Origin of the sequence: Enterobacter cloacae complex sp. IR5412, from assembly GCF_049237385.1 — a bacterium.
GTDB classification, from domain to species: domain Bacteria; phylum Pseudomonadota; class Gammaproteobacteria; order Enterobacterales; family Enterobacteriaceae; genus Enterobacter; species Enterobacter intestinihominis.
Map to the genome: position 1 here is coordinate 19,087 of NZ_JBMKHQ010000013.1, position 19,600 is coordinate 38,686.

General features: G+C 55.2%; 20 protein-coding genes and 1 pseudogene. 6 read left to right on the forward strand and 15 right to left on the reverse strand.

Features of this window, described 5'->3' with window-relative positions; translation table 11 throughout:
• The 3 genes from ACOTX2_RS19405 to ghrB all read left to right on the forward strand — a co-directional run bounded on the left by ACOTX2_RS19405 (window position 1) and on the right by ghrB (window position 3,338).
• The gene (locus ACOTX2_RS19405; protein ID WP_063148234.1) at window positions 1-939 is read left to right on the forward strand and encodes a sugar kinase; all 939 of its coding nucleotides are present in this window, start codon (window positions 1-3) and stop codon (window positions 937-939) included.
• A gap of 117 nt (window positions 940-1,056) precedes the next feature.
• Window positions 1,057-2,337, forward strand: coding sequence for an MFS transporter (locus tag ACOTX2_RS19410; protein WP_001089079.1), 1,281 nt, complete (start codon window positions 1,057-1,059; stop codon window positions 2,335-2,337).
• A gap of 26 nt (window positions 2,338-2,363) precedes the next feature.
• Window positions 2,364-3,338 (forward strand): glyoxylate/hydroxypyruvate reductase GhrB, encoded by a 975-nt coding sequence (ghrB, locus tag ACOTX2_RS19415; RefSeq protein WP_022646684.1) that lies wholly within the window; start codon window positions 2,364-2,366, stop codon window positions 3,336-3,338.
• 58 nt (window positions 3,339-3,396) lie between these two features.
• Here the strand turns inward: ghrB and cspE are convergent, their stop codons facing one another.
• Both cspE and ACOTX2_RS19425 read right to left on the reverse strand, forming a co-directional pair.
• Window positions 3,397-3,609: a transcription antiterminator/RNA stability regulator CspE gene (cspE, locus tag ACOTX2_RS19420; RefSeq protein ID WP_003860775.1), complete on the reverse strand. Its 213-nt coding sequence runs from the start codon at window positions 3,607-3,609 to the stop codon at window positions 3,397-3,399.
• Window positions 3,610-3,852: 243 nt separating this feature from the next.
• A complete protein-coding gene (locus tag ACOTX2_RS19425) occupies window positions 3,853-4,563 on the reverse strand; it encodes a DUF3053 domain-containing protein (RefSeq protein ID WP_023299059.1) in 711 nt (236 codons plus the stop codon).
• 330 nt (window positions 4,564-4,893) lie between these two features.
• Here ACOTX2_RS19425 and ACOTX2_RS19430 point away from each other — a divergent pair, with 330 nt between their 5' ends.
• On the forward strand, window positions 4,894-5,181 hold the full coding sequence (locus ACOTX2_RS19430) for an HTH-type transcriptional regulator (RefSeq protein WP_003860776.1): 288 nt from the start codon (window positions 4,894-4,896) through the stop codon (window positions 5,179-5,181).
• A gap of 38 nt (window positions 5,182-5,219) precedes the next feature.
• Here ACOTX2_RS19430 and ACOTX2_RS19435 read toward each other — a convergent pair whose 3' ends face one another.
• The 3 genes from ACOTX2_RS19435 to ubiD all read right to left on the reverse strand — a co-directional run bounded on the left by ACOTX2_RS19435 (window position 5,220) and on the right by ubiD (window position 9,291).
• Window positions 5,220-6,839: an ABC-F family ATP-binding cassette domain-containing protein gene (locus tag ACOTX2_RS19435; RefSeq protein ID WP_063148232.1), complete on the reverse strand. Its 1,620-nt coding sequence runs from the start codon at window positions 6,837-6,839 to the stop codon at window positions 5,220-5,222.
• A 217-nt stretch (window positions 6,840-7,056) separates the two neighbouring features.
• Window positions 7,057-7,758, reverse strand: coding sequence for an NAD(P)H-flavin reductase (gene fre, locus ACOTX2_RS19440; protein WP_003860778.1), 702 nt, complete (start codon window positions 7,756-7,758; stop codon window positions 7,057-7,059).
• Between the two features lie 39 nt (window positions 7,759-7,797).
• Window positions 7,798-9,291: a 4-hydroxy-3-polyprenylbenzoate decarboxylase gene (gene ubiD / locus ACOTX2_RS19445; protein ID WP_088581798.1), complete on the reverse strand. Its 1,494-nt coding sequence runs from the start codon at window positions 9,289-9,291 to the stop codon at window positions 7,798-7,800.
• A gap of 172 nt (window positions 9,292-9,463) precedes the next feature.
• On the opposite strand from ubiD, the gene rfaH reads away from it, so the two are divergent.
• Window positions 9,464-9,955 carry a transcription/translation regulatory transformer protein RfaH gene (gene rfaH / locus ACOTX2_RS19450; protein WP_032626529.1) on the forward strand — a complete coding sequence of 164 codons (492 nt, stop codon included), beginning with the start codon at window positions 9,464-9,466 and terminating at the stop codon, window positions 9,953-9,955.
• Here the strand turns inward: rfaH and tatD are convergent.
• The 9 genes from tatD to udp form a co-directional block, all read right to left on the reverse strand.
• The gene (gene tatD / locus ACOTX2_RS19455) at window positions 9,952-10,734 is read right to left on the reverse strand and encodes a 3'-5' ssDNA/RNA exonuclease TatD (RefSeq protein ID WP_032626531.1); all 783 of its coding nucleotides are present in this window, start codon (window positions 10,732-10,734) and stop codon (window positions 9,952-9,954) included. The two genes, rfaH and tatD, sit on opposite strands and share 4 nt — an antisense overlap.
• A gap of 41 nt (window positions 10,735-10,775) precedes the next feature.
• Window positions 10,776-11,546: a Sec-independent protein translocase subunit TatC gene (gene tatC, locus ACOTX2_RS19460; protein WP_022646678.1), complete on the reverse strand. Its 771-nt coding sequence runs from the start codon at window positions 11,544-11,546 to the stop codon at window positions 10,776-10,778.
• Window positions 11,547-11,548: 2 nt separating this feature from the next.
• Window positions 11,549-12,091, reverse strand: a complete 543-nt coding sequence (gene tatB / locus ACOTX2_RS19465; protein ID WP_022646677.1) for a Sec-independent protein translocase protein TatB — start codon at window positions 12,089-12,091, stop codon at window positions 11,549-11,551.
• A 3-nt stretch (window positions 12,092-12,094) separates the two neighbouring features.
• Window positions 12,095-12,349 carry a Sec-independent protein translocase subunit TatA gene (gene tatA / locus ACOTX2_RS19470; RefSeq protein ID WP_022646676.1) on the reverse strand — a complete coding sequence of 85 codons (255 nt, stop codon included), beginning with the start codon at window positions 12,347-12,349 and terminating at the stop codon, window positions 12,095-12,097.
• Window positions 12,350-12,425: 76 nt separating this feature from the next.
• Window positions 12,426-14,066, reverse strand: a complete 1,641-nt coding sequence (gene ubiB / locus ACOTX2_RS19475) for a ubiquinone biosynthesis regulatory protein kinase UbiB (protein WP_063148231.1) — start codon at window positions 14,064-14,066, stop codon at window positions 12,426-12,428.
• Window positions 14,063-14,668, reverse strand: a complete 606-nt coding sequence (ubiJ, locus tag ACOTX2_RS19480; RefSeq protein WP_022646674.1) for a ubiquinone biosynthesis protein UbiJ — start codon at window positions 14,666-14,668, stop codon at window positions 14,063-14,065. Before ubiJ ends, ubiB begins: the two co-directional genes overlap by 4 nt.
• A 13-nt stretch (window positions 14,669-14,681) precedes the next feature.
• Window positions 14,682-15,437 carry a bifunctional demethylmenaquinone methyltransferase/2-methoxy-6-polyprenyl-1,4-benzoquinol methylase UbiE gene (gene ubiE / locus ACOTX2_RS19485; RefSeq protein WP_022646673.1) on the reverse strand — a complete coding sequence of 252 codons (756 nt, stop codon included), beginning with the start codon at window positions 15,435-15,437 and terminating at the stop codon, window positions 14,682-14,684.
• A gap of 66 nt (window positions 15,438-15,503) precedes the next feature.
• Complete coding sequence (rmuC, locus tag ACOTX2_RS19490; RefSeq protein ID WP_100148790.1) at window positions 15,504-16,961, reverse strand: DNA recombination protein RmuC; 1,458 nt, start codon at window positions 16,959-16,961, stop codon at window positions 15,504-15,506.
• A 139-nt stretch (window positions 16,962-17,100) separates the two neighbouring features.
• On the reverse strand, window positions 17,101-17,862 hold the full coding sequence (gene udp / locus ACOTX2_RS19495) for a uridine phosphorylase (RefSeq protein ID WP_003860792.1): 762 nt from the start codon (window positions 17,860-17,862) through the stop codon (window positions 17,101-17,103).
• 259 nt (window positions 17,863-18,121) lie between these two features.
• Here udp and ACOTX2_RS19500 point away from each other — a divergent pair, with 259 nt between their 5' ends.
• The gene (locus tag ACOTX2_RS19500) at window positions 18,122-18,928 is read left to right on the forward strand and encodes a dienelactone hydrolase family protein (protein WP_023299052.1); all 807 of its coding nucleotides are present in this window, start codon (window positions 18,122-18,124) and stop codon (window positions 18,926-18,928) included.
• A gap of 47 nt (window positions 18,929-18,975) precedes the next feature.
• Here the strand turns inward: ACOTX2_RS19500 and ACOTX2_RS19505 are convergent.
• A pseudogene (locus ACOTX2_RS19505) lies at window positions 18,976-19,600 on the reverse strand (5-methyltetrahydropteroyltriglutamate--homocysteine S-methyltransferase); the annotation flags it as partial.

Consider the following 19,600-nt stretch of genomic DNA (forward strand, 5'->3'; position numbering starts at 1 on the left):
ATGCACAAGACGCTGGATGTCATCACCATCGGCGAGGCCATGGCGATGTTTGTCGCCACCGAAACAGGCGAGCTGAACGCAGTGGAGCACTTTATCAAACGCGTTGCAGGTGCTGAGCTGAATGTTGCTACCGGCCTTGCGCGGCTGGGGCTGAATGTTGGCTGGGTAAGCCGCGTGGGAAATGACAGCTTTGGCCATTTCGTACTCGACTCGCTGAAAAAAGAGGGCATTGATGCCGCAGGCGTGACCCTCGACGGACGCTTCCCGACGGGTTTTCAGCTGAAATCTAAAGTTGAAAATGGAACCGATCCCATCGTGGAGTATTTCCGTAAAGGCTCAGCGGCAAGCCATCTCTCCGTGGATGATTATCACGCTGCGTATTTCTCCTCCGCGCGTCACCTGCACCTGAGCGGCGTGGCGGCGGCACTCTCGGCCAGTTCGTACGATTTACTCGATCATGCCGCTTCGGCAATGAAAGCGCAGGGCAAAACGATCTCCTTTGATCCAAACCTGCGTCCGGTGCTGTGGAAAAGCGAAGCGGAGATGGTTGAGAAACTCAACCGACTGGCGTTTCAGGCGGACTGGGTACTGCCGGGGGTAAAAGAGGGAATGATCCTCACTGGCGAGAGCACGCCGGAAGGCATTGCTGATTTTTACCTCAACAAAGGAGTAAAAGCCGTGGTGCTGAAAACCGGTGCTGACGGTGCATGGTTCAAAACTGCCGACGGCGAGCAAGGCGCCGTCGCTGCGGTAAAAGTCGACAACGTGGTCGATACCGTGGGTGCGGGCGATGGGTTTGCCGTCGGGATCATCAGCGCCCTGCTGGAGGGCAAACCGCTGTCGCAGGCCGTGGCGCGAGGCAACAAAATTGGTTCGCTGGCGATTCAGGTGCAGGGCGACAGCGAAGGATTACCAACACGAGCAGAGCTCGGAATCTAAATTCTCTCTCCTACAGGGAGAGGGCCAGGGTGAGGGCAGCAATCCGCACCAGATAATTAAGCCACCGTGTACCCTACAGACAACGGCGGCAACAACCTCAACAACAGAGGCAAGCCTATGAACAGTTCGACCAATGCAGTAAAACGCTGGTGGTACATCATGCCAATCGTGTTTATCACGTACAGCCTGGCGTACCTGGATCGTGCCAACTTCAGTTTTGCATCCGCCGCCGGGATCAACGAAGACCTCGGGATCACCAAAGGGGTCTCCTCCCTGCTGGGCGCCCTCTTCTTCCTGGGTTATTTCTTCTTCCAGATCCCCGGCGCGATTTACGCTGAACGCCGCAGCGTGCGAAAGCTCATTTTCATCTGCCTGATCTTATGGGGTGCATGTGCATCGCTGACTGGCGTGGTGAATAACATTCCTGCTCTGGCGGCTATTCGCTTTATTCTCGGCGTGGTTGAGGCGGCCGTCATGCCAGCAATGCTGATTTACATCAGCAACTGGTTCACAAAATCTGAGCGTTCACGTGCCAATACGTTCCTGATACTCGGTAACCCGGTCACCGTGCTGTGGATGTCGGTGGTTTCCGGCTATCTGATCCAGTCCTTCGGCTGGCGCGAGATGTTCATCATCGAAGGGGTTCCCGCGATTATCTGGGCCTTCTGCTGGTGGGTGCTGGTGAAAGATAAGCCAGCCCAGGCAAAATGGCTTTCTGAAGACGAAAAAGCCGCACTCCAGGCGCAGCTGGATAAAGAGCAGCAGGGGCTGAAAGCGGTACGTAACTACGGCGAAGCCTTCCGCTCCCGGAACGTTATTCTGCTATGCGCACAGTATTTTACCTGGAGTATTGGCGTGTACGGCTTTGTTCTGTGGCTGCCGTCGATTATCCGCAGCGGCGGTGAAAACCTTGGCATGGTGGAAGTGGGCTGGCTGTCATCAGTGCCTTACCTGGCTGCAACCATCGCGATGATTATCGTCTCCTGGGCATCGGACAAGCTGCAAAACCGTAAGCTGTTCGTCTGGCCACTCCTGCTGATCGCTGCTTTTGCCTTCATTGGCTCCTGGGCCGTAGGCGCGAACCACTTCTGGGCCTCGTATACGCTGCTGGTGATTGCGGGTGCGGCCATGTATGCCCCGTATGGTCCGTTCTTTGCCATCATCCCGGAAATGCTGCCGCGTAACGTCGCAGGGGGCGCGATGGCGCTGATCAACAGTATGGGTGCGCTGGGTTCGTTCTTTGGCTCGTGGTTTGTGGGCTATCTGAACGGCGCCACCGGCAGCCCTTCAGCTTCTTACATCTTTATGGGGGTGGCGCTTTTTGCCTCGGTATGGCTTACTCTGATCGTTAAGCCTGCTAATAATCAACAGCTACCCGTCGGCGCACGCCACGCCTGAATCCTTTTAAATCAACGGAGATTAGCATGAAGCCGTCCGTCATTTTGTACAAAGCACTGCCTGAAGATCTGCAAAAACGCCTGGAGGAACACTTTACCGTTACCCGGGTAAAGAACCTCAGCCCGCAAACCGTGGCACAGCACGCCGACGCGTTTGCCTGCGCCGAGGGCCTGCTGGGTTCAAGCGAAAAGGTGGATGCAGCGCTGCTGGAGAAAATGCCGAAGCTTCGTGCAACCTCAACCGTTTCTGTGGGCTACGACAATTTCGACGTGGATGCGCTTAACGCGCGCAACATCCTGCTGATGCACACGCCACATGCTCTGACGGAAACCGTCGCCGACACGCTGATGGCGCTGGTGCTCAGCACTGCTCGTCGCGTGGTGGAGGTGGCTGAGCGCGTGAAAGCGGGCGAATGGACGAAAAGCATTGGCCCGGACTGGTTCGGCGTGGACGTACATGGCAAAACGCTGGGGATTGTTGGGATGGGCCGTATCGGTCTGGCGCTGGCACAGCGCGCCCATTTCGGCTTCAACATGCCCATTCTGTATAATGCACGCCGTCATCACGCTGAAGCTGAAGAACGTTTCAACGCCCGTTACTGCGAGCTTGATACGTTGTTGCAGGAAGCCGACTTTGTCTGCCTGATCCTGCCGCTGACGGATGAAACGCGTCATCTCATCGGCAGGGCGGCGTTTGAAAAGATGAAGAAATCGGCCATTTTCATCAACGCAGGTCGCGGCCCGGTGGTCGATGAGAAGGCGCTGATTGAGGCACTGCAAAACGGTGAGATCCATGCCGCCGGTCTGGACGTGTTTGAACAGGAGCCACTGCCGGTGGATTCTCCGCTACTGAACATGCCAAACGTCGTCGCCCTGCCCCACATCGGCTCTGCAACTCACGAAACACGCTACAACATGGCGGCGACCGCCGTGGATAATCTGATTGCCGCGCTCGGCGGTAAAGTGGATAAGAACTGCGTTAACCCGCAGATACAACAGTAGAAACGAAAAAACCCGCCAGAAGGCGGGTTTTTGAATTTTGTGCTACTGGGCTGGAAGCTTACAGGCTTACAACGTTACCAGCTGCTGGGCCTTTAGCGCCGCTTTCGATGGTGAAGGAAACTTTCTGACCTTCATCCAGAGATTTGTAGCCATCGTTCTGGATAGCAGAGAAGTGTACGAACACGTCTTTAGAGCCATCGTCAGGAGTGATGAAGCCGAAACCTTTATCAGCGTTGAACCATTTTACCAGACCAGTCATTTTAGCAGACATAGAAATTACCTTATTAACAAATATATTGTGCCTTCCGGCTTGATGGATTGCGTTACAGATTTTTAAGCGATGAAGGAAGGGTCACTACGAAGGGTATCTATGGATAACAATCTGGACTGCTTTACTAAACTGCTTTAGGTCTGTGTAACAAACCGACGAAGATAGTTATACCGATATGGTAGAAGAATGACAAGCGTTATTTTCATCATGCATAAAAAAACCCCGCCGAAGCGGGGGTTTTTCTTATTCCGTTGCAGCGACCGCTGCGCTCCAGGCCTGGCTAAAGGCCTGATGCTGGGACGCCAGCGGCCCTATCAGCGTATTGTACTGACTCGCCTGCTGGGAGGTCGGGAACTGGATACCGTTAGAGACGAAGCTCACCTGCGTACCCTGCTCATTAATAAAGTCACCCACCTGAACCAGCTGCTGAGTAAAGACCTGCGCCGCCGGGATCAGTGGTTGCAAGGCGTTTGACGGCTTGGTCACGACTTTCTCATACACCTGGTCATAAACCGGCTTGAGATCCTCGTCCTGCTTCAACGCGGAGCGCGACGCATCAGCCTGCATTTTGGCATTTTGCAACTGCTGGCTCAGCACCCCAAGGGCGCCGTTGGACTGGCGCAGCGGTTCGCGCTGGGTCATATAATCCTGTGGAACGCGAATGGCATTGACGCTATCCACGACCGGGCGAATGCCCGAATCCATCGCCTGGCTTACCTGCTGTGAATAGCCATACAGAATGGCGTAATCCGACACGAATGGACCAAACTGTTTTTTCTGATCCGCAGTCAGCGTTGGTAAACGCTCGCCGCTACGCATCACTGTATTCTGTAAAAAATCGATAAACGCTTTGCGCTGATCGCCTTCTTTATCGAAACACCCACTCAGGCTAACAACCATCAACAACGCCGCAATAGGCGCAAACCAGCGAGAGCAGGACTTTCCTGTCGCCATTTTATTACTCCTTTCACCCAAAAAGCGCACACCGGCACACGCGTGCCCAACGCTGACAAGGATAGTCCAGGTCAGCCTTGCAAGATAGAGTTTTCATGCAAAACGGGTATTGCCGTTTTTGTACTGACTATTTACAAAAAAATACCTGTGCATCCCTACATATGATTAATCAGTTAATTAGCATAACTATCCATATAGCTGAAACGGGTAAAGCGATCGTTATCGCACAATTAATCACAACCGTGACGATCCTGTGTTTGGTTTAAGGACTATTCTTAACATGCTCTCTGATGTTCATGATCCCGATGTGTGATTTATGAGGAGTTCTCAATGGAATTAAAAGATCCTGAGTTTGAGCTGCTGAGCAGCCTGGAACAGATTATTTTTAAAGATGTACCGCCGACGGTTACCCTGAATCAAAAGTCCAATCCTTTTAGTGAATTTGAGCGTTTACGCAAAGGGTCGGGCCTGAAAACAGATGAATTCGCAAGAGCGATGGGTGTCAGCGTAGCGATGGTGCTGGAGTGGGAGTCAAAGCGTGAAAAACCTACCCCAGCCGAGCTAAAGCTGATGCGCCTGATCCAGGCAAACCCTGACCTTCGCAAGCAGTTAGCCTGATAAAGTTTGTTTGCCCCCGCCCTTGCGGGGGCTTGTGTTTAGAGGCTTTCACATCGCCATCCCGACTCTTCCCACACCAGCTCATGCGTCAGCTTTAATCCTGCTAAAAACGCTTCATCGTGCGACACCACCAGCAGCGCGCCGGGATAATCGGCCAGGGCCGCTTCAATGGCCTGAACGGAAGCCAGATCGAGGTGGTTGGTCGGCTCATCCAGAAGCAACAGCTGCGTTGCCGCTTCACGCCACAATACGCAGGCCAGCGCGGCCTTCAGGCGCTCGCCGCCGCTTAGATCGGCCAGTGGAAGTGTCACTTTCTCCGCGCCCAGCTGAAGCTGCGCTAAACGGGTACGCAGCGCCCCCTCTTCGAGCGGTGTATTGCCCAGGCTAAGGTGTGTCATCACCGACTGCGACAGATCCAGCCGGGAAAGATGCTGATCGAGATAAGCACATCTGACGGAGACCTTACAGGTTCCCGTAACAGGGGCGGTTTCGCCCAACATCACTTTCAACAGCGTGGATTTCCCACAGCCGTTCGGCCCGCGTAGCGCCACGCGCATCGGGCCATCCATTCGCCAGTTTATCGGGGAGACAGGCACGTGCGGAAGCACCAGTTCTTCCAGCACCAGCACCTGTTTTCCTTCCGGGATTTCACTGCCCGGCAGGGTAAACATCACCGCGTTATCTTCTTCAACCCGCTCGCGTGCCTGGTTAACCGCAGCGTTCAGGGCATGATTTTGATCGCTATGCTGTTTTTTCCAGGAACCAATCCGCTCTTTCGCCGCCCCTTTGTATTTGACCCGTTCAAACGAGGCGATGTTAAGGCTGTCGACCGTGCGAAGCGTTTTGGCCGAACGCCGCTGGCTGTCGTCATGCTCTTTATGCATACGGGCGCGGGTACGCTTGCGTTCGGTGGCAGCATGCTCCAGCGCGGCGCGGGCAGCCAGCTGCTCAGCATCACGCTGGGTTCGATAGTCAGCATAATTCCCGCCGTAGCTGCGCAAGCCCAACGCGCTCAGTTCAAGGATACGCGGTACCCGGGCCAGCAACTCACGGTCGTGAGAGGCCACCAGCACCCCGCCCTGATACCGGGAAAGCTGCTCGTAGAACCACACGCGGCCTTGCCTGTCGAGGTGGTTGGTCGGTTCGTCCAGCAGCAGGTAATCAGCATCCGCGGTGAATGCGCCGCACAGCAAGGCACGAATGCGCTCGCCGCCGCTCAGCTCTGCCGCGCGTTTGTTCGGCTCAAAAGCGGGAAGTTTTGCAGCGATAAAAGCCTGGCTTAGCCGTTCAGCCAGATCCCAGTAACCATCGAGCGTGTCGAGATCGTCGGGTTCATAATGACCGCCGTCGATGCGCGTGCGCGCCGCAAAGATCGCGTCGTAACCAAGCAGTCCGGCAAGAGTCGTATCCGCAGAAATATCCTGCTGCTGCGCCACATAGACGTGTGTACCAAAGCGCTCAATGTGACCGCTGGCGGGTTCATCAACCCCTGCCAGCAGACGCAGAAGGCGTGTTTTACCGCTGCCGTTGCGGCCAACCAGCGCACACACTGACGCATCCAGAGAAAGATTCAGTGGACCAAAAAGGATATCGCCCGTCGCAAACTGACAGGTGACCTGATGCAAAATAAAAGAGGGGGATTGCGCAAAATGAGCCATAAGCACTCCTGAATGAAATCAAAACATCCCCTGCCGACGCGATGCGTTGAGCAAGGATCGAAATTCATCAGTCGTGTTTGTTCATTTTTGGGGGGCGCTCCTGAGGGCGAAATTTAACGGGAACAAGAATAACGGCAATGCGCCGCCCATTTCAAGGTTAAATTTTCACCAGCGCTATTGCCCGAGCGTAAAAAACCCGCCGAAGCGGGTCTCACAATCAGATAAACGCAAACGCATCGCCAAACAGACGATCTTCCCGCGCGTCACGCTCGTTGCAGAACAGGTCGCGGGCAATTTTCGCCATTTCAAAGCGACCGGCAATGTAGATATCGTGCCCGGCCAGCGTTCCGTGATCCTGCAATACCGCAGTCAGCACCGTGCCGCTGCGCCCGCGCCAGCCCTCTTCCGGCTGCTCGACGACCGGCTCGATGCGCAGGTTTGGATGATTGACGCTCAGCGCTTCCAGCTCAGACAGATCGTAAAGGTGCTTCTCTTCACGGCCGCCCCAGTAGATGGTGATATCGCGATTTGGATTACGCGCCAGCGCCGTCAACAGAATAGAGCGGACATAGGAGAAGCCTGTACCACCGGCAATCAGGATCAGCGGACGGTCTTCGTCTTCACGCAGCCAGGCCTCGCCATGAGGAATATCGACCACGATTTCACGCTCTTTCAGGATGCGATCCATCACGGCCATCGCGTACAGGTTAAGCTCAGACGCACCAATATGCAGCTCAATAAATTCCTTCTCTGCTGGCGTTGAGGCCATAGAGAAAGGACGCTTATCACGCTCGTCCATCACGACCATCAGGTACTGACCGGCACGGAATGAGAATGCCGCTTCAGGAACCAAACGGACGCGATATACGGTGTCGGTAATAGCATCTACCGACGTCACTTTACAGCTTAAGGTTGTCATTCGCTCTCTCTGTCGGGAAGTCTATAGGGCTAAACGGTCTTATTCTGCCTTACCGTTATTCATTATGGCCAGCTCGTCCCAGATCGCGTCAATTCGCGCGGTCACGGCAGGATCTTTTTCGATCGGGCGACCCCATTCACGGTCGGTTTCGCCAGGCCATTTGTTCGTGGCATCCAGTCCCATTTTTGAACCAAGGCCGGAAACCGGCGAGGCAAAGTCCAGATAATCAATCGGCGTGTTTTCCACTAACACCGTATCACGCGCCGGATCCATACGCGTGGTGATGGCCCAGATGACGTCATTCCAGTCGCGGGCATTGACGTCATCATCGCAGACAATCACAAACTTGGTATACATAAACTGGCGCAGGAAAGACCATACGCCCATCATCACGCGCTTAGCGTGACCGGCATACTGCTTCTTCATCGTCACCACCGCCAGGCGATACGAACACCCTTCCGGCGGCAGATAAAAATCAACAATTTCCGGGAACTGCTTTTGCAGGATCGGCACGAACACTTCGTTCAGCGCCACGCCAAGTACCGCCGGTTCATCCGGTGGACGGCCGGTGTAGGTAGAGTGATAGATGGCATCTTCACGCTGGGTAATGTGCGTGACGGTGAATACCGGGAAGTTATCCACTTCGTTGTAATATCCGGTGTGGTCGCCGTACGGTCCTTCGGGTGCCAGCTCGCCCTGTTCAATGTAACCTTCCAGCACGATCTCTGCGCTGGCTGGCACTTCCAGGTCATTGGAGATGCACTTCACCACTTCGGTTTTGGTGCCGCGCAGCAGCCCTGCAAAGGCATATTCAGACAGCGTATCAGGAACAGGCGTCACCGCGCCCAGAATGGTTGCCGGATCGGCACCCAGCGCGACGGAAACCGGGAAGCGTTCGCCCGGATGGGCCGCGCACCACTCCTGGAAATCCAGCGCGCCACCGCGGTGGGACAACCAGCGCATGATGAGCTTGTTCTTGCCAATCAGCTGCTGGCGATAAATGCCGAGGTTTTGACGCTCTTTATGCGGCCCACGCGTCACGGTGAGGCCCCAGGTAATCAGCGGTGCGGCATCTTCAGGCCAGCACTGCATAATGGGAATTTTGGTCAGATCAACTGCATCGCCTTCCAGCACTTTTTGCTGGCATGGCGCGCCGCGCAGGCGTTTGGTGGGCATATTCAACACCTGCTTAAACTGCGGCAGCTTGTCGAACAGGTCGCGGAACCCTTTTGGCGGCTCCGGCTCTTTCAGAAAGGCCAGCAGTTTGCCCACTTCACGTAACGCCGTGACATCTTCCTGCCCCATGCCCATCGCCACGCGGCGAGGTGTGCCAAACAGGTTGCACAGTACCGGCATGGCGTAGCCTTTTGGGTTTTCAAACAGCAACGCCGGGCCGCCCGCGCGCAGGGTGCGGTCAGCGATTTCTGTCATTTCCAGATACGGATCAACAGGAAGCGTAATGCGTTTGAGTTCGCCCTGCTTTTCCAGCAGCGCCAGGAAGTCGCGTAGATCGTGGTATTTCATGCAGTTAATCATGGCCTCTCTGTAAGCGCTTCATTATACGGCGTAAGACCGCGTGATGCTGTAATTTTGTTAAATTAGCGTGAACTTCCACGACTTACTCTCTTTTTCGCCATTATAATCACCTTAGCGATCCCGCCAGGGTTTTGGTATGCTTGCGCCCCGAACAATGGGAAGAGTGATTATGCAGGCCTGGTATTTACTGTATTGCAAACGCGGGCAACTTCAGCGCGCACAGGAACATCTTGAACGTCAGTCTGTTAACTGCCTGACGCCCGTGATCACGCTTGAAAAAATGCAGCGTGGAAAACGCACGACCGTCAGTGAGCCTCTGTTCCCGAACTATCTGTTCGTTGAGTTCGACCCCGAAGTGATCCACACCACGACGATCAGCGCCACGCGCGGCGTCAGCCATTTTGTACGTTTTGGCGCCCATCCGGCAAGAGTACCGTCATCGGTTATTCATCAGCTCTCTGTCTACCAGCAGCCTGAAGATATTACCGATCCGGAAACCCCTTATGCCGGGGACAGCGTGGTGATCACCGAAGGCGCTTTTGAAGGGTTACAGGCCATCTTCGCTGAACCAGACGGTGAAGCGCGTTCTATGCTGCTGCTCAACCTGCTGAACAAAGAGGTGTTGCAGAGCGTTAAAAACACCGATTTCCGCAAAGTTTAGAACTGCACGCCGAACAGACGACGCACGTTGTCATCGGTTTGGGCTGCCAGCCACTGCGCGTCTTCCCCGCGCCAGTACGCCACTCGCTCAGCAATGTGTCCCAGATAAGCCGGTTCGTTACGTCGTGATGCCGGTTTGGGCTGCATATCCCGGGGCAACAGATACGGCGCATCCGTTTCCAGCAACAAACGATCGGCCGGGATTACGGATAACAGCTCGCGCAGCTCCAGCCCACGACGCTCATCGCACACCCAGCCCGTGATACCCAAGTAAAGCCCGCGGTTCAGGCAATCCAGCGCTTCCTGACGGGAGCCCGTAAAGCAGTGCAACACCGCGCCTGGCAGTTTCTCCAGCCAGGGGTCCAGTAGCGCCAGAAAACGTTCATGCGCATCGCGACAGTGCATAAACACCGGCATCCCCAGCTCTGCAGCCAGCGCGAGCTGGGCGGTAAATGCCTTCTCCTGCTCTTCAGGCGTCGAGAAGTTACGGTTGAAATCAAGCCCGCATTCGCCAATGGCAACCACTTCTGGCGTAGCCGCCAGACGATGAAGCGCCTCAGCGCTTTCCTGCGTCCACTGGCTGCTGTCATGAGGATGCACGCCTGCGGTGGACCAGCAGTGTTGATAGCGTTGCGCCAGCTGCCGTGCCTGCTCACTCTCATGCAGATTTGTTCCCGTCAGTAACAGCCCGTTCACGCCGGCGGCAAAGGCGCGCGCCACCACCTCATCGCGGTCTTTCGCAAACTGGGCGCTGGTCAGGTTAAGCCCGATATCAAACATACGTATCCCCATATGACAACCGCCCTGACGGGCGGTTGGTTTTATTCTTTAGTGGTCTCTTCAGACGGCTCGTCTTCTTCGTCCCGGGTACGCCCCTTTCCGACGTAGAAACGAGCGAAGAATACGCCGACTTCAAACAGGCAGTACATGGGTATCGCCAGTAAGGTTTGCGAGAAGACGTCCGGTGGCGTTAACAGCATACCTACGACAAATGCCCCCACCAGGATGTACGGGCGCTTCTTACGTAGATCGTCAGGCGTGGTCACCCCCACCCAGCAGAGCAGGACAATCGCGACGGGCACCTCGAAGGCGACACCAAACGCCATAAACAGCGCCATCACGAAGCTGAGGTAGCTGGCGATGTCCGTCGACACCTGTACCCCTTCCGGCGCGGTATGCGTCAGGAAGCCGAAGGCCAGCGGGAAGACAACGAAGTAGGCGAACGCCATACCGATATAAAACAGCAGCGAACTGGACACCAGCAGCGGAATAACCAGCTTGCGTTCATGCCTGTACAGCGCGGGTGCCACAAATGCCCAGACCTGATACAAAATGACCGGCGCAGAGGCAATCAACGACACCCAGAAGGTCAGCTTGATCGGGGTAAAGAACGGCGAGGCAACGTCCGTTGCAATCATCGTTGCGCCCAGCGGCATCTGCTTAATCAGCGGTGCGGAAACCACCTGATAGATATCGTTGGCAAAATAGACCAGACATAAAAAAATGAGGAAAACCGCAATAATGCAGTTTAACAGACGCTTACGCAGCTCAATGAGGTGCGTAATCAGCGGTTGAGTATCATCTACTGCCATGTTTACGCTTTATCACTCGACGAGGGGGATGATTCGGAAACGGGCGCGGCGGGTTTTACCTCAGCCGTTTTGACCACGGGCTCTTCCGGCGGCACCTGCTTTTTCACTTCGGGCTCCTGCGGCGATTGCTCTGGCGAAGCAGCCTGATGTTCCGCGCTGGAAGGCGTCACACCCTCGCGCTGCTCTTCGCTGCCCTTCACCACCGGATTATGGATGGTGTTTGCTTCATCACTCGCCTTCTCAGGATCGTTAACGCTGTATGAGCGCTTCATGGATTCAGCCGCTTCGCGCAACTCATCCATGGATGCTTTCAGCTCCGGCGTCAGGTTGTCCATGCTCGCCTTTTCAACCTTTTTCAGGCTGTCCTGAAATTCCTGAAGCTTCAGTTCCTGCGCCAGCTCGTTCTGCACGGTCGTTGCCAGCGAACGGAGCGCACGCACCCAGCCCACGACAGTTTTTACCGCAACGGGTAAACGCTGCGGCCCCAGCACAATCAAACCAATCACAAAGACCAGCAGTAACTCACCAAAACCAATGTCGAACACGAATTACACCTGCTCTTTATCGTGACGTTTGGCCTCTTCCTTTTTGGCTTCGTCCTGCTTATCGGCGATAGATTTAGCGGTAAAATCAGCGTCCTGACCGCTTTTTTCCTGCTTATTCTCATCATCGCTCATGGCTTTCTTGAAGCCTTTGATTGACGCGCCCAGGTCGGAACCAATTGATCCGAGTTTTTTCGTGCCGAACAGCAGCACAACAATGACGGCAATGATCACTAACTGCCAGATACTGATACCACCCATGCGTGTTCCCCAGTGATAGATGATTAATTAGTCAGATCGCATTATACGTATGCAATCCCTCGATAGCGACGCTAATTCAGCGTGTTTTTTGCCAGCCAGCAAGCCAGACAACCACACCGGCAGCCATAATCCAGGCTGGCATCATTTCCCAGTCCGGACGATTGATCAACAGCAACGTGCCGCTTATCAGCAGCGTCGCGCCAATTCCGAAGAGATAGCGGGACTGCCCCTGACGCACGCGACTGGATTGAAGCTCGTGCGCGATTTTATCCATGCTGTGCTGAAGGTTCTTGCTCTGACGCAAACTGTCGTAAACCAGTTCAGGAATTTCTGGCATTTTTTCAATCCAGAACGGGCCTTTCTCTTTAAGCGAGCGAACCAGGGCTGGAATACCGACCTGATCCTTAATCCAGGATTCGAGGAACGGTTTCGCGGTTTTCCACAAGTCTAACTGAGGATAGAGCTGGCGGCCTACGCCCTCAACGTAAAGTAATGTTTTCTGAAGTAAAACTAATTGTGGCTGCACTTCCATATTAAAACGACGTGCGGTGTTGAACAGGTTGAGCAGAACATGCCCGAAAGAGATCTCTGAGAGCGGCTTTTCAAAAATTGGCTCACAGACGGTACGGATCGCAAATTCAAACTCTTCCACGTTGGTATCTGGCGGAACCCAGCCTGAATCCACGTGCAGTTCGGCCACCTTACGGTAGTCGCGATTGAAGAAAGCGATAAAGTTCTCGGCGAGATAACGCTTATCCTCTTTATTCAGCGAGCCGACAATACCGCAGTCGATGCCGATGTATTTCGGGTCTTCCGGGTGCTCATAGCTGACGAAAATGTTGCCCGGATGCATGTCAGCATGGAAGAAGCTGTCGCGGAAAACCTGAGTAAAGAAGACCTGCACGCCGCGCTCGGCAAGCAGCTTCATGTTGGTGCCCTGTTTTTCCAGCGCTACCACGTCCGAGACCGGGATGCCGTAGATACGTTCCATCACCATCATGTTCTGACTGCAATAGTCAGAATAGACTTCAGGAACATACAGCATCGGGCTGTCTTCAAAGTTTCGACGCAACTGAATGGCGTTCGCCGATTCACGCAGCAGGTTAAGTTCATCGATGAGCGTTTTTTCGTATTCCCGTACCACTTCCAGCGGACGCAGACGGCGGCCATCCGGCAACAGACGCGGCACCCAGCGAGCCAGGCGATAGATCAGCTTCATGTCCGCTCTGATAACCGGCAGGATATCCGGGCGAATCACCTTAATGACCACCTCTTTGCCATTCTCCTTCAGGCGCGCGGTGTGAACCTGCGCAATAGAGGCAGAGGCCAGAGGCTGAATGTCGAAATCATTAAACCAGGTCTCGATGGGGATATTGCCCATCGCTTCTTCGATTTGTTTCTTCGCTCTCTCTCCGTCAAACGGAGCGACGCGGTCCTGCAATAGCGCGAGCTGATCGGCAATCTGCGGCGGGAAAAGGTCGCGACGCGTTGAGAGCATCTGCCCAAACTTGATCCAGACCGGTCCCAGCTCCTGCAACGCAAGACGCAGGCGTGCGCCCAGCTCCTGATCCTTATGGCGATTCGGCATCCAGAACAGCGTGCGACGCCAAAGCCGAAGCGGCAGGGTGATACGCATTCTGGGGATAAGCTCGTCGAGCCCGTAGCTCAAAAAGGTGCGAACGATAAAATAGAGGCGCCGAATTTCACCAGGCGTCATTTGCCCTCCAGTTTTTCAAGCCGTTTGGTTAACGCATCAACTGCGCGCTCAACTGCCGCGGTCTCTTCTGCAAACCAGGCGACTTCTAAAGGCCCAGGCGCCATACGCCACTCTTCGGTCAGCACCTCGGCAGCATAGCGCTGTTGACGGAGCAGGCCTTTACGCAGGAAAGTGGAACCCGTGCGCAGCGTTTTGCTTATCCCTTCAGCTGCGATGTCGCCGATATAGGGCGCCAGCAGTTCCGCGGGGTCAAATTCAGCCTGATCGCTGAGTGCAACGAAGTTCTGTACCACCTGAATATCGCCCTCGACCTCCAGCTCACCGCTGCGAATAAGCGCCGTCATCTGCTGACGGTCACGCAGTTTTGGCAATACGCTCATGTGCGTAATCACCGAGCAGTCAGCCTCGCCTTCCCACTCCCCCAGAACGTCAAGCTGGCGTTCGCTGAAGACCAGCACAAGCGGCGTCGAGAACTCTTTTAAAACGATACGCAGCACCTTTCCGTTAAGCCGCTGACGTGCGGTTTTCAGCGCCGGGGCGCGATACAGAAAGGCATTCAGTACATTCTCGATGCCTGCGGTGACTAAGGGTTTAATGGGCACGGGAAACCTCCACTCAGAACTTGTAACCACGATGCAGCGCGACGACACCCGCCGTCATATTGAAGTATTCCACGTTTTCAAACTCCGCATCCTGCATCATCGCTTTCAGCGTGTCCTGATCCGGGTGCATTCGGATGGATTCGGCCAAATAACGGTAACTTTCTGCATCGTTTGCCACCAGCTCGCCGATGCGCGGCAGAACGTGGAAGGAATAGGCATCGTAAGCTTTGCTCAGCGGGTCGATAATTGGTTTAGAAAACTCGAGAACCAGCAGTCGGCCACCCGGCTTCAGCACGCGGTACATAGAGCGCAGCGCTTTATCTTTATCGGTCACGTTACGCAGGCCGAAGGAGATGGTGATGCAGTCGAACGTATTGTCCGGGAACGGCAGCGCTTCGGCGTTGGCCTGAACATATTCAACGTTGCCTACCACGCCGATGTTACGCAGCTTTTCGCGTCCCATTTTCAGCATGGAGTCGTTGATATCTGCCAGCACCACGCGACCGGTTTCGCCAACCAGACGGGAGAATTTAGCGGTCAGATCCCCTGTGCCGCCGGCTAAATCCAGCACCTTTTGTCCACGGCGTACGCCGCTGCAATCAATAGTGAAGCGCTTCCACAAGCGATGAATGCCAAACGACATCAAATCATTCATCACATCGTACTTCGCCGCCACGGAATGAAATACGTGGGCCACCATGTCAGCTTTCTGCGCTTTGGCGACAGTCTGAAAGCCAAAGTGCGTTGTGTCTTGTGAATCGTCAACCATCTCAGAGCCTGCTAATCAGTCAAATGTTCGTGAAGTGTAACAGATTGGGCGCATTTGCCCTAAGTTTCAACCACCGTGAAAGAAACGCGCCGACTGCGCTTCGGGGGGTAAACTCGCCGCTAACCCATTGTCTTCATTGCGGCTATTTTGCTCACCATCGCCTTCACGCAGACGAAACTCTTCGTCCTGAGCCGTAGCCTGCTCCACCAGTTCCGGATTAATCTCGCGTTTAACTTCCACCCCCAGGCTGCGAAACGCCTCCGCCTGCGCCAGCAAATTGCCGCGCCCGGAGGAGAGTTTTTTCATTGCCTGGCGGTAGTTATCCTGCGCGCGATCCAGGCTTTGCCCCACCGAGGACATATCGTCCACAAACAGCCGCATTTTGTCGTACAGCTTGCTGGCGCGATCGGCAATCTGCTGCGCGTTTCGGCTTTGGTGCTCATAACGCCACAGGTTGGCAATGGTACGTAACGCCACCAGCAGCGTGGTGGGGCTGACCAGCATAATGTTATTTTTCAGCGCTTCGGTGATCAGTTCGGGCTGTCTGTCGAGCGCCAGCAGGAAGGCTGGCTCAACCGGAATGAACATCAGCACATAATCCAGCGATCGCAGCCCCGGCAACTGTTGATAATCTTTTCTGCCCAGCAGACGGATATGGTTACGCACGGAGGCGATATGCTCCTGCAACGCTGTCTCGCGGGTATAGTCATCTTCCGCGTTGAAGTAGCGCTCATAGGCCACCAGCGTCATTTTGGCGTCGATAACCACATCTTTACCCTGCGGCAGACGAACAATGACATCCGGCTGCATTCGCGAGCGCGCATCGTTTTCAATGCTGACCTGCGTTTCGTATTCGTATCCTTCACGCAGGCCAGAGGCCTCCAGCACGCGCGTCATGACCACTTCGCCCCAGTTTCCCTGCGCTTTGTTATCACCTTTCAGTGCGCGCGTCAGGTTAACCGCCTCCTGAGCCATCTGCGCATTCAGCTGCTGGAGATTACGGATCTCATGCGCCAGCGTGTGGCGCTCGCGAGCCTCCTGACCAAAGCTGTCCTGCACCTGACGGCGAAAGCCGTCCAGCTGTTCACGCAGCGGCGTCAGCAGGCTGTTCAGGCTCTGGCGGTTCTGCTCATCCACGCGGCGATTGCTGTGCTCAAAAATGCGGTTCGCAAGGTTCTCAAACTGCTCGCTAAGACGCTGCTCGCTGTTGATCATCTGACGGATTGTGTCTTCGGCGTGCAGTTGGGTGGATTCAAGGCGGGTGGTCACTTCCCGGAGATCGGCCTCCAGCGAGGTGTTAATGTCGCGAAGATTGCGCAGTTCGTTATTGAGCAGTTCACACTCATCGCGCCAGTGGTCACTCAGCGCAAGCTGTTGTTTCGTCGCGCTGAGTTCGGCGACGATCTCTTCGCGCTCTGCCAGCTGATCGGCTTTCTGCTGAGCATGTTGGTAGCCGCAAATGAGCCAGCCAATCCCCACGCTCACCAGCGCAACTACCGCATAAACCAGGATTGAGATATCCACAATGCCCCCTGCATCCACGTGTAACCCGCACAAAATAGAATTGTGCTGTATGAACGTCCAGTTTGAAAGGGTTTTCCTGCGAGGAGTTACGCAAAAAAGAAAGGCCGAGCATGTCGGCCTTTTAGCACTGAAGAGAGAATTAGATCAGACGGCGCGCCGCTTCAACCACGATTTTCACCGCATGGCTTTCAGTCTGCTTCATGGTTTCAGCGTTCGGGATCTCCTGCTGGGTACGGTTGACGATAACGCCCGCCACCATACCGGCACGCAGACCCTGGCTTGCGCACATGGTCAGCAGCGTCGCAGATTCCATTTCGTAGTTCATGACGCCCATCGACTGCCACTCTTCCATGGAGCCTTTGAAACGGCTCACCACGCGACCAGAGAAGGTGTCGTAACGCTCCTGGCCCGGGTAGAAGGTATCGGAAGATGCAGTGACGCCCACGTGGGTGGTGGCGCCCACGGACTTCGCGGCTTCAACCAGCGCGGTGGTGCATTCGAAATCAGCCACTGCCGGGAATTCCATCGGTGCAAAGTGCAGGCTTGCCCCGTCCAGACGCACGGATGCGGTGGTAACCAGCACGTCGCCCACGTTGATGTGCGGCTGAATGGCGCCTGTGGTGCCGATGCGCAGGAAAGTACGAATGCCCAGCTGTGCCAGCTCTTCAACGGCGATAGAGGTAGACGGGCCACCGATACCGGTAGAGCACACGATCACCGCTTTACCGTCCAGCTCTGCGCGCCAGGTGGTGAATTCGCGATGCGCTGCCAGCTTAACCGGCTTATCCATCAGCGCGGCGATCTTTTCCACACGCTCAGGATCGCCAGGGACGATAGCAAGCGTAGCCCCTTGTAAATCGTTTTTAGTGAGGCCGAGATGAAAAACATCAGACTTAGACATAGGTGACTCCTCTGTGGGTCGGTTTGTCAGAAGAAGTAAAACGGTACTTTACAGAAGCAATGTGCATTATTTCGTGACACACCTCACCATGAATGAAAATGATTGCAGTTAATTTCCATAAAATGGTGATTCACATCACATTAACAAGTTATATCGCCGGGTGCTGCACAAAAGATAGACGCTATAAGGCACTGTGGGTTGTTAACCTGGTGTCTATATTTATCTTTGCGCTAATCCATTCATTGGTACGGAGAATGCCATGACTGAAAAAACCGGTTTTGCACCTGCTGCGGCCCCGCATGCTTCAACCATCGTCTCAACCCCTGAAGAGGCCATTACCGCAGGCGAGACCTCCATTCCCTCCCAGGGAGAGAACATGCCAGCGTACCACGCGCGGCCAAAATCCGCCGATGGCCCGCTGCCCATCGTGATCGTGGTGCAGGAAATATTTGGCGTTCATGAACATATTCGCGACCTCTGCCGCCGTCTGGCGCTGGAGGGTTACCTGGCCGTTGCGCCGGAACTCTATTTCCGTCAGGGCGATCCGAATGATTACAGCGACATCCCGACGCTGTTCAGCAACCTGGTCAGCAAAGTGCCGGACGCGCAGGTGCTGGCCGATCTCGACCACGTTGCCAGCTGGGCAGCGCGCAACGGTGGCGATGCGCATCGTCTGATGGTGACTGGCTTCTGTTGGGGCGGACGCATTAGCTGGTTGTACGCCGCGCATAACCCGCAGCTAAAAGCGGCCGTGGCCTGGTACGGCAAGCTGGTGGGTGAAAAAACGCTGAATTCACCGAAGCAACCTGTTGATATTGCGACGGATTTAAATGCGCCTGTGTTGGGGCTCTATGGCGGTCAGGATACCGGGATCCCGCTTGATACGGTCGAGACCATGCGCCATGCGTTGCGCGCAGCAAACGCGAAGGCGGAAATTGTGGTGTATCCGGAAGCCGGGCACGCCTTTAATGCCGATTATCGTCCGAGCTATCATGCGGAATCGGCGAAAGATGGCTGGCAGCGGATGCTGACATGGTTTAGCCAGTACGGCGGGAAAAAAGCGTAAAAGCAAAAAGCCCGGTGGCGGCTACGCCTGACCGGGCCTACATTTCATCAAGCCTGACGCAAATTCTGCGCCGCCTGCACCATGTTCGCCAGCGCCGCGCGGGTTTCAGGCCAGCCACGGGTTTTCAGGCCGCAGTCCGGGTTTACCCAAAGACGTTCCGCCGGGATGCGCTGGGCCGCTTTTTGCAGCAGCGATTCAATCCACTCCACGCTTGGCACATTCGGGGAGTGAATGTCGTACACGCCCGGCCCGATTTCGTTCGGGTAGTCGAACTCTTCGAACGACTCCAGCAGCTCCATGTCTGAACGCGAGGTCTCGATGGTGATCACATCGGCGTCGAGCGCGGCAATGGAGTCCATGATGTCGTTAAATTCGCAGTAACACATGTGGGTGTGGATCTGCGTATCGTCCTTCGCGACGGCCGCGTTGAGGCGGAACGCCTCCACGCCCCACTGTAAGTAAGCATCCCAGTCGCTGCGACGCAGCGGCAAACCTTCACGCAGCGCAGGTTCGTCGATCTGAATGATGCCAATCCCGGCCGCTTCCAGATCCGCAACTTCATCGCGCAGCGCCAGGGCGATCTGTTTGGCGATGGTTTCCCGGGTTATGTCTTCACGCGGGAACGACCAGCAGAGAATGGTCACCGGACCCGTCAGCATGCCTTTTACCGGT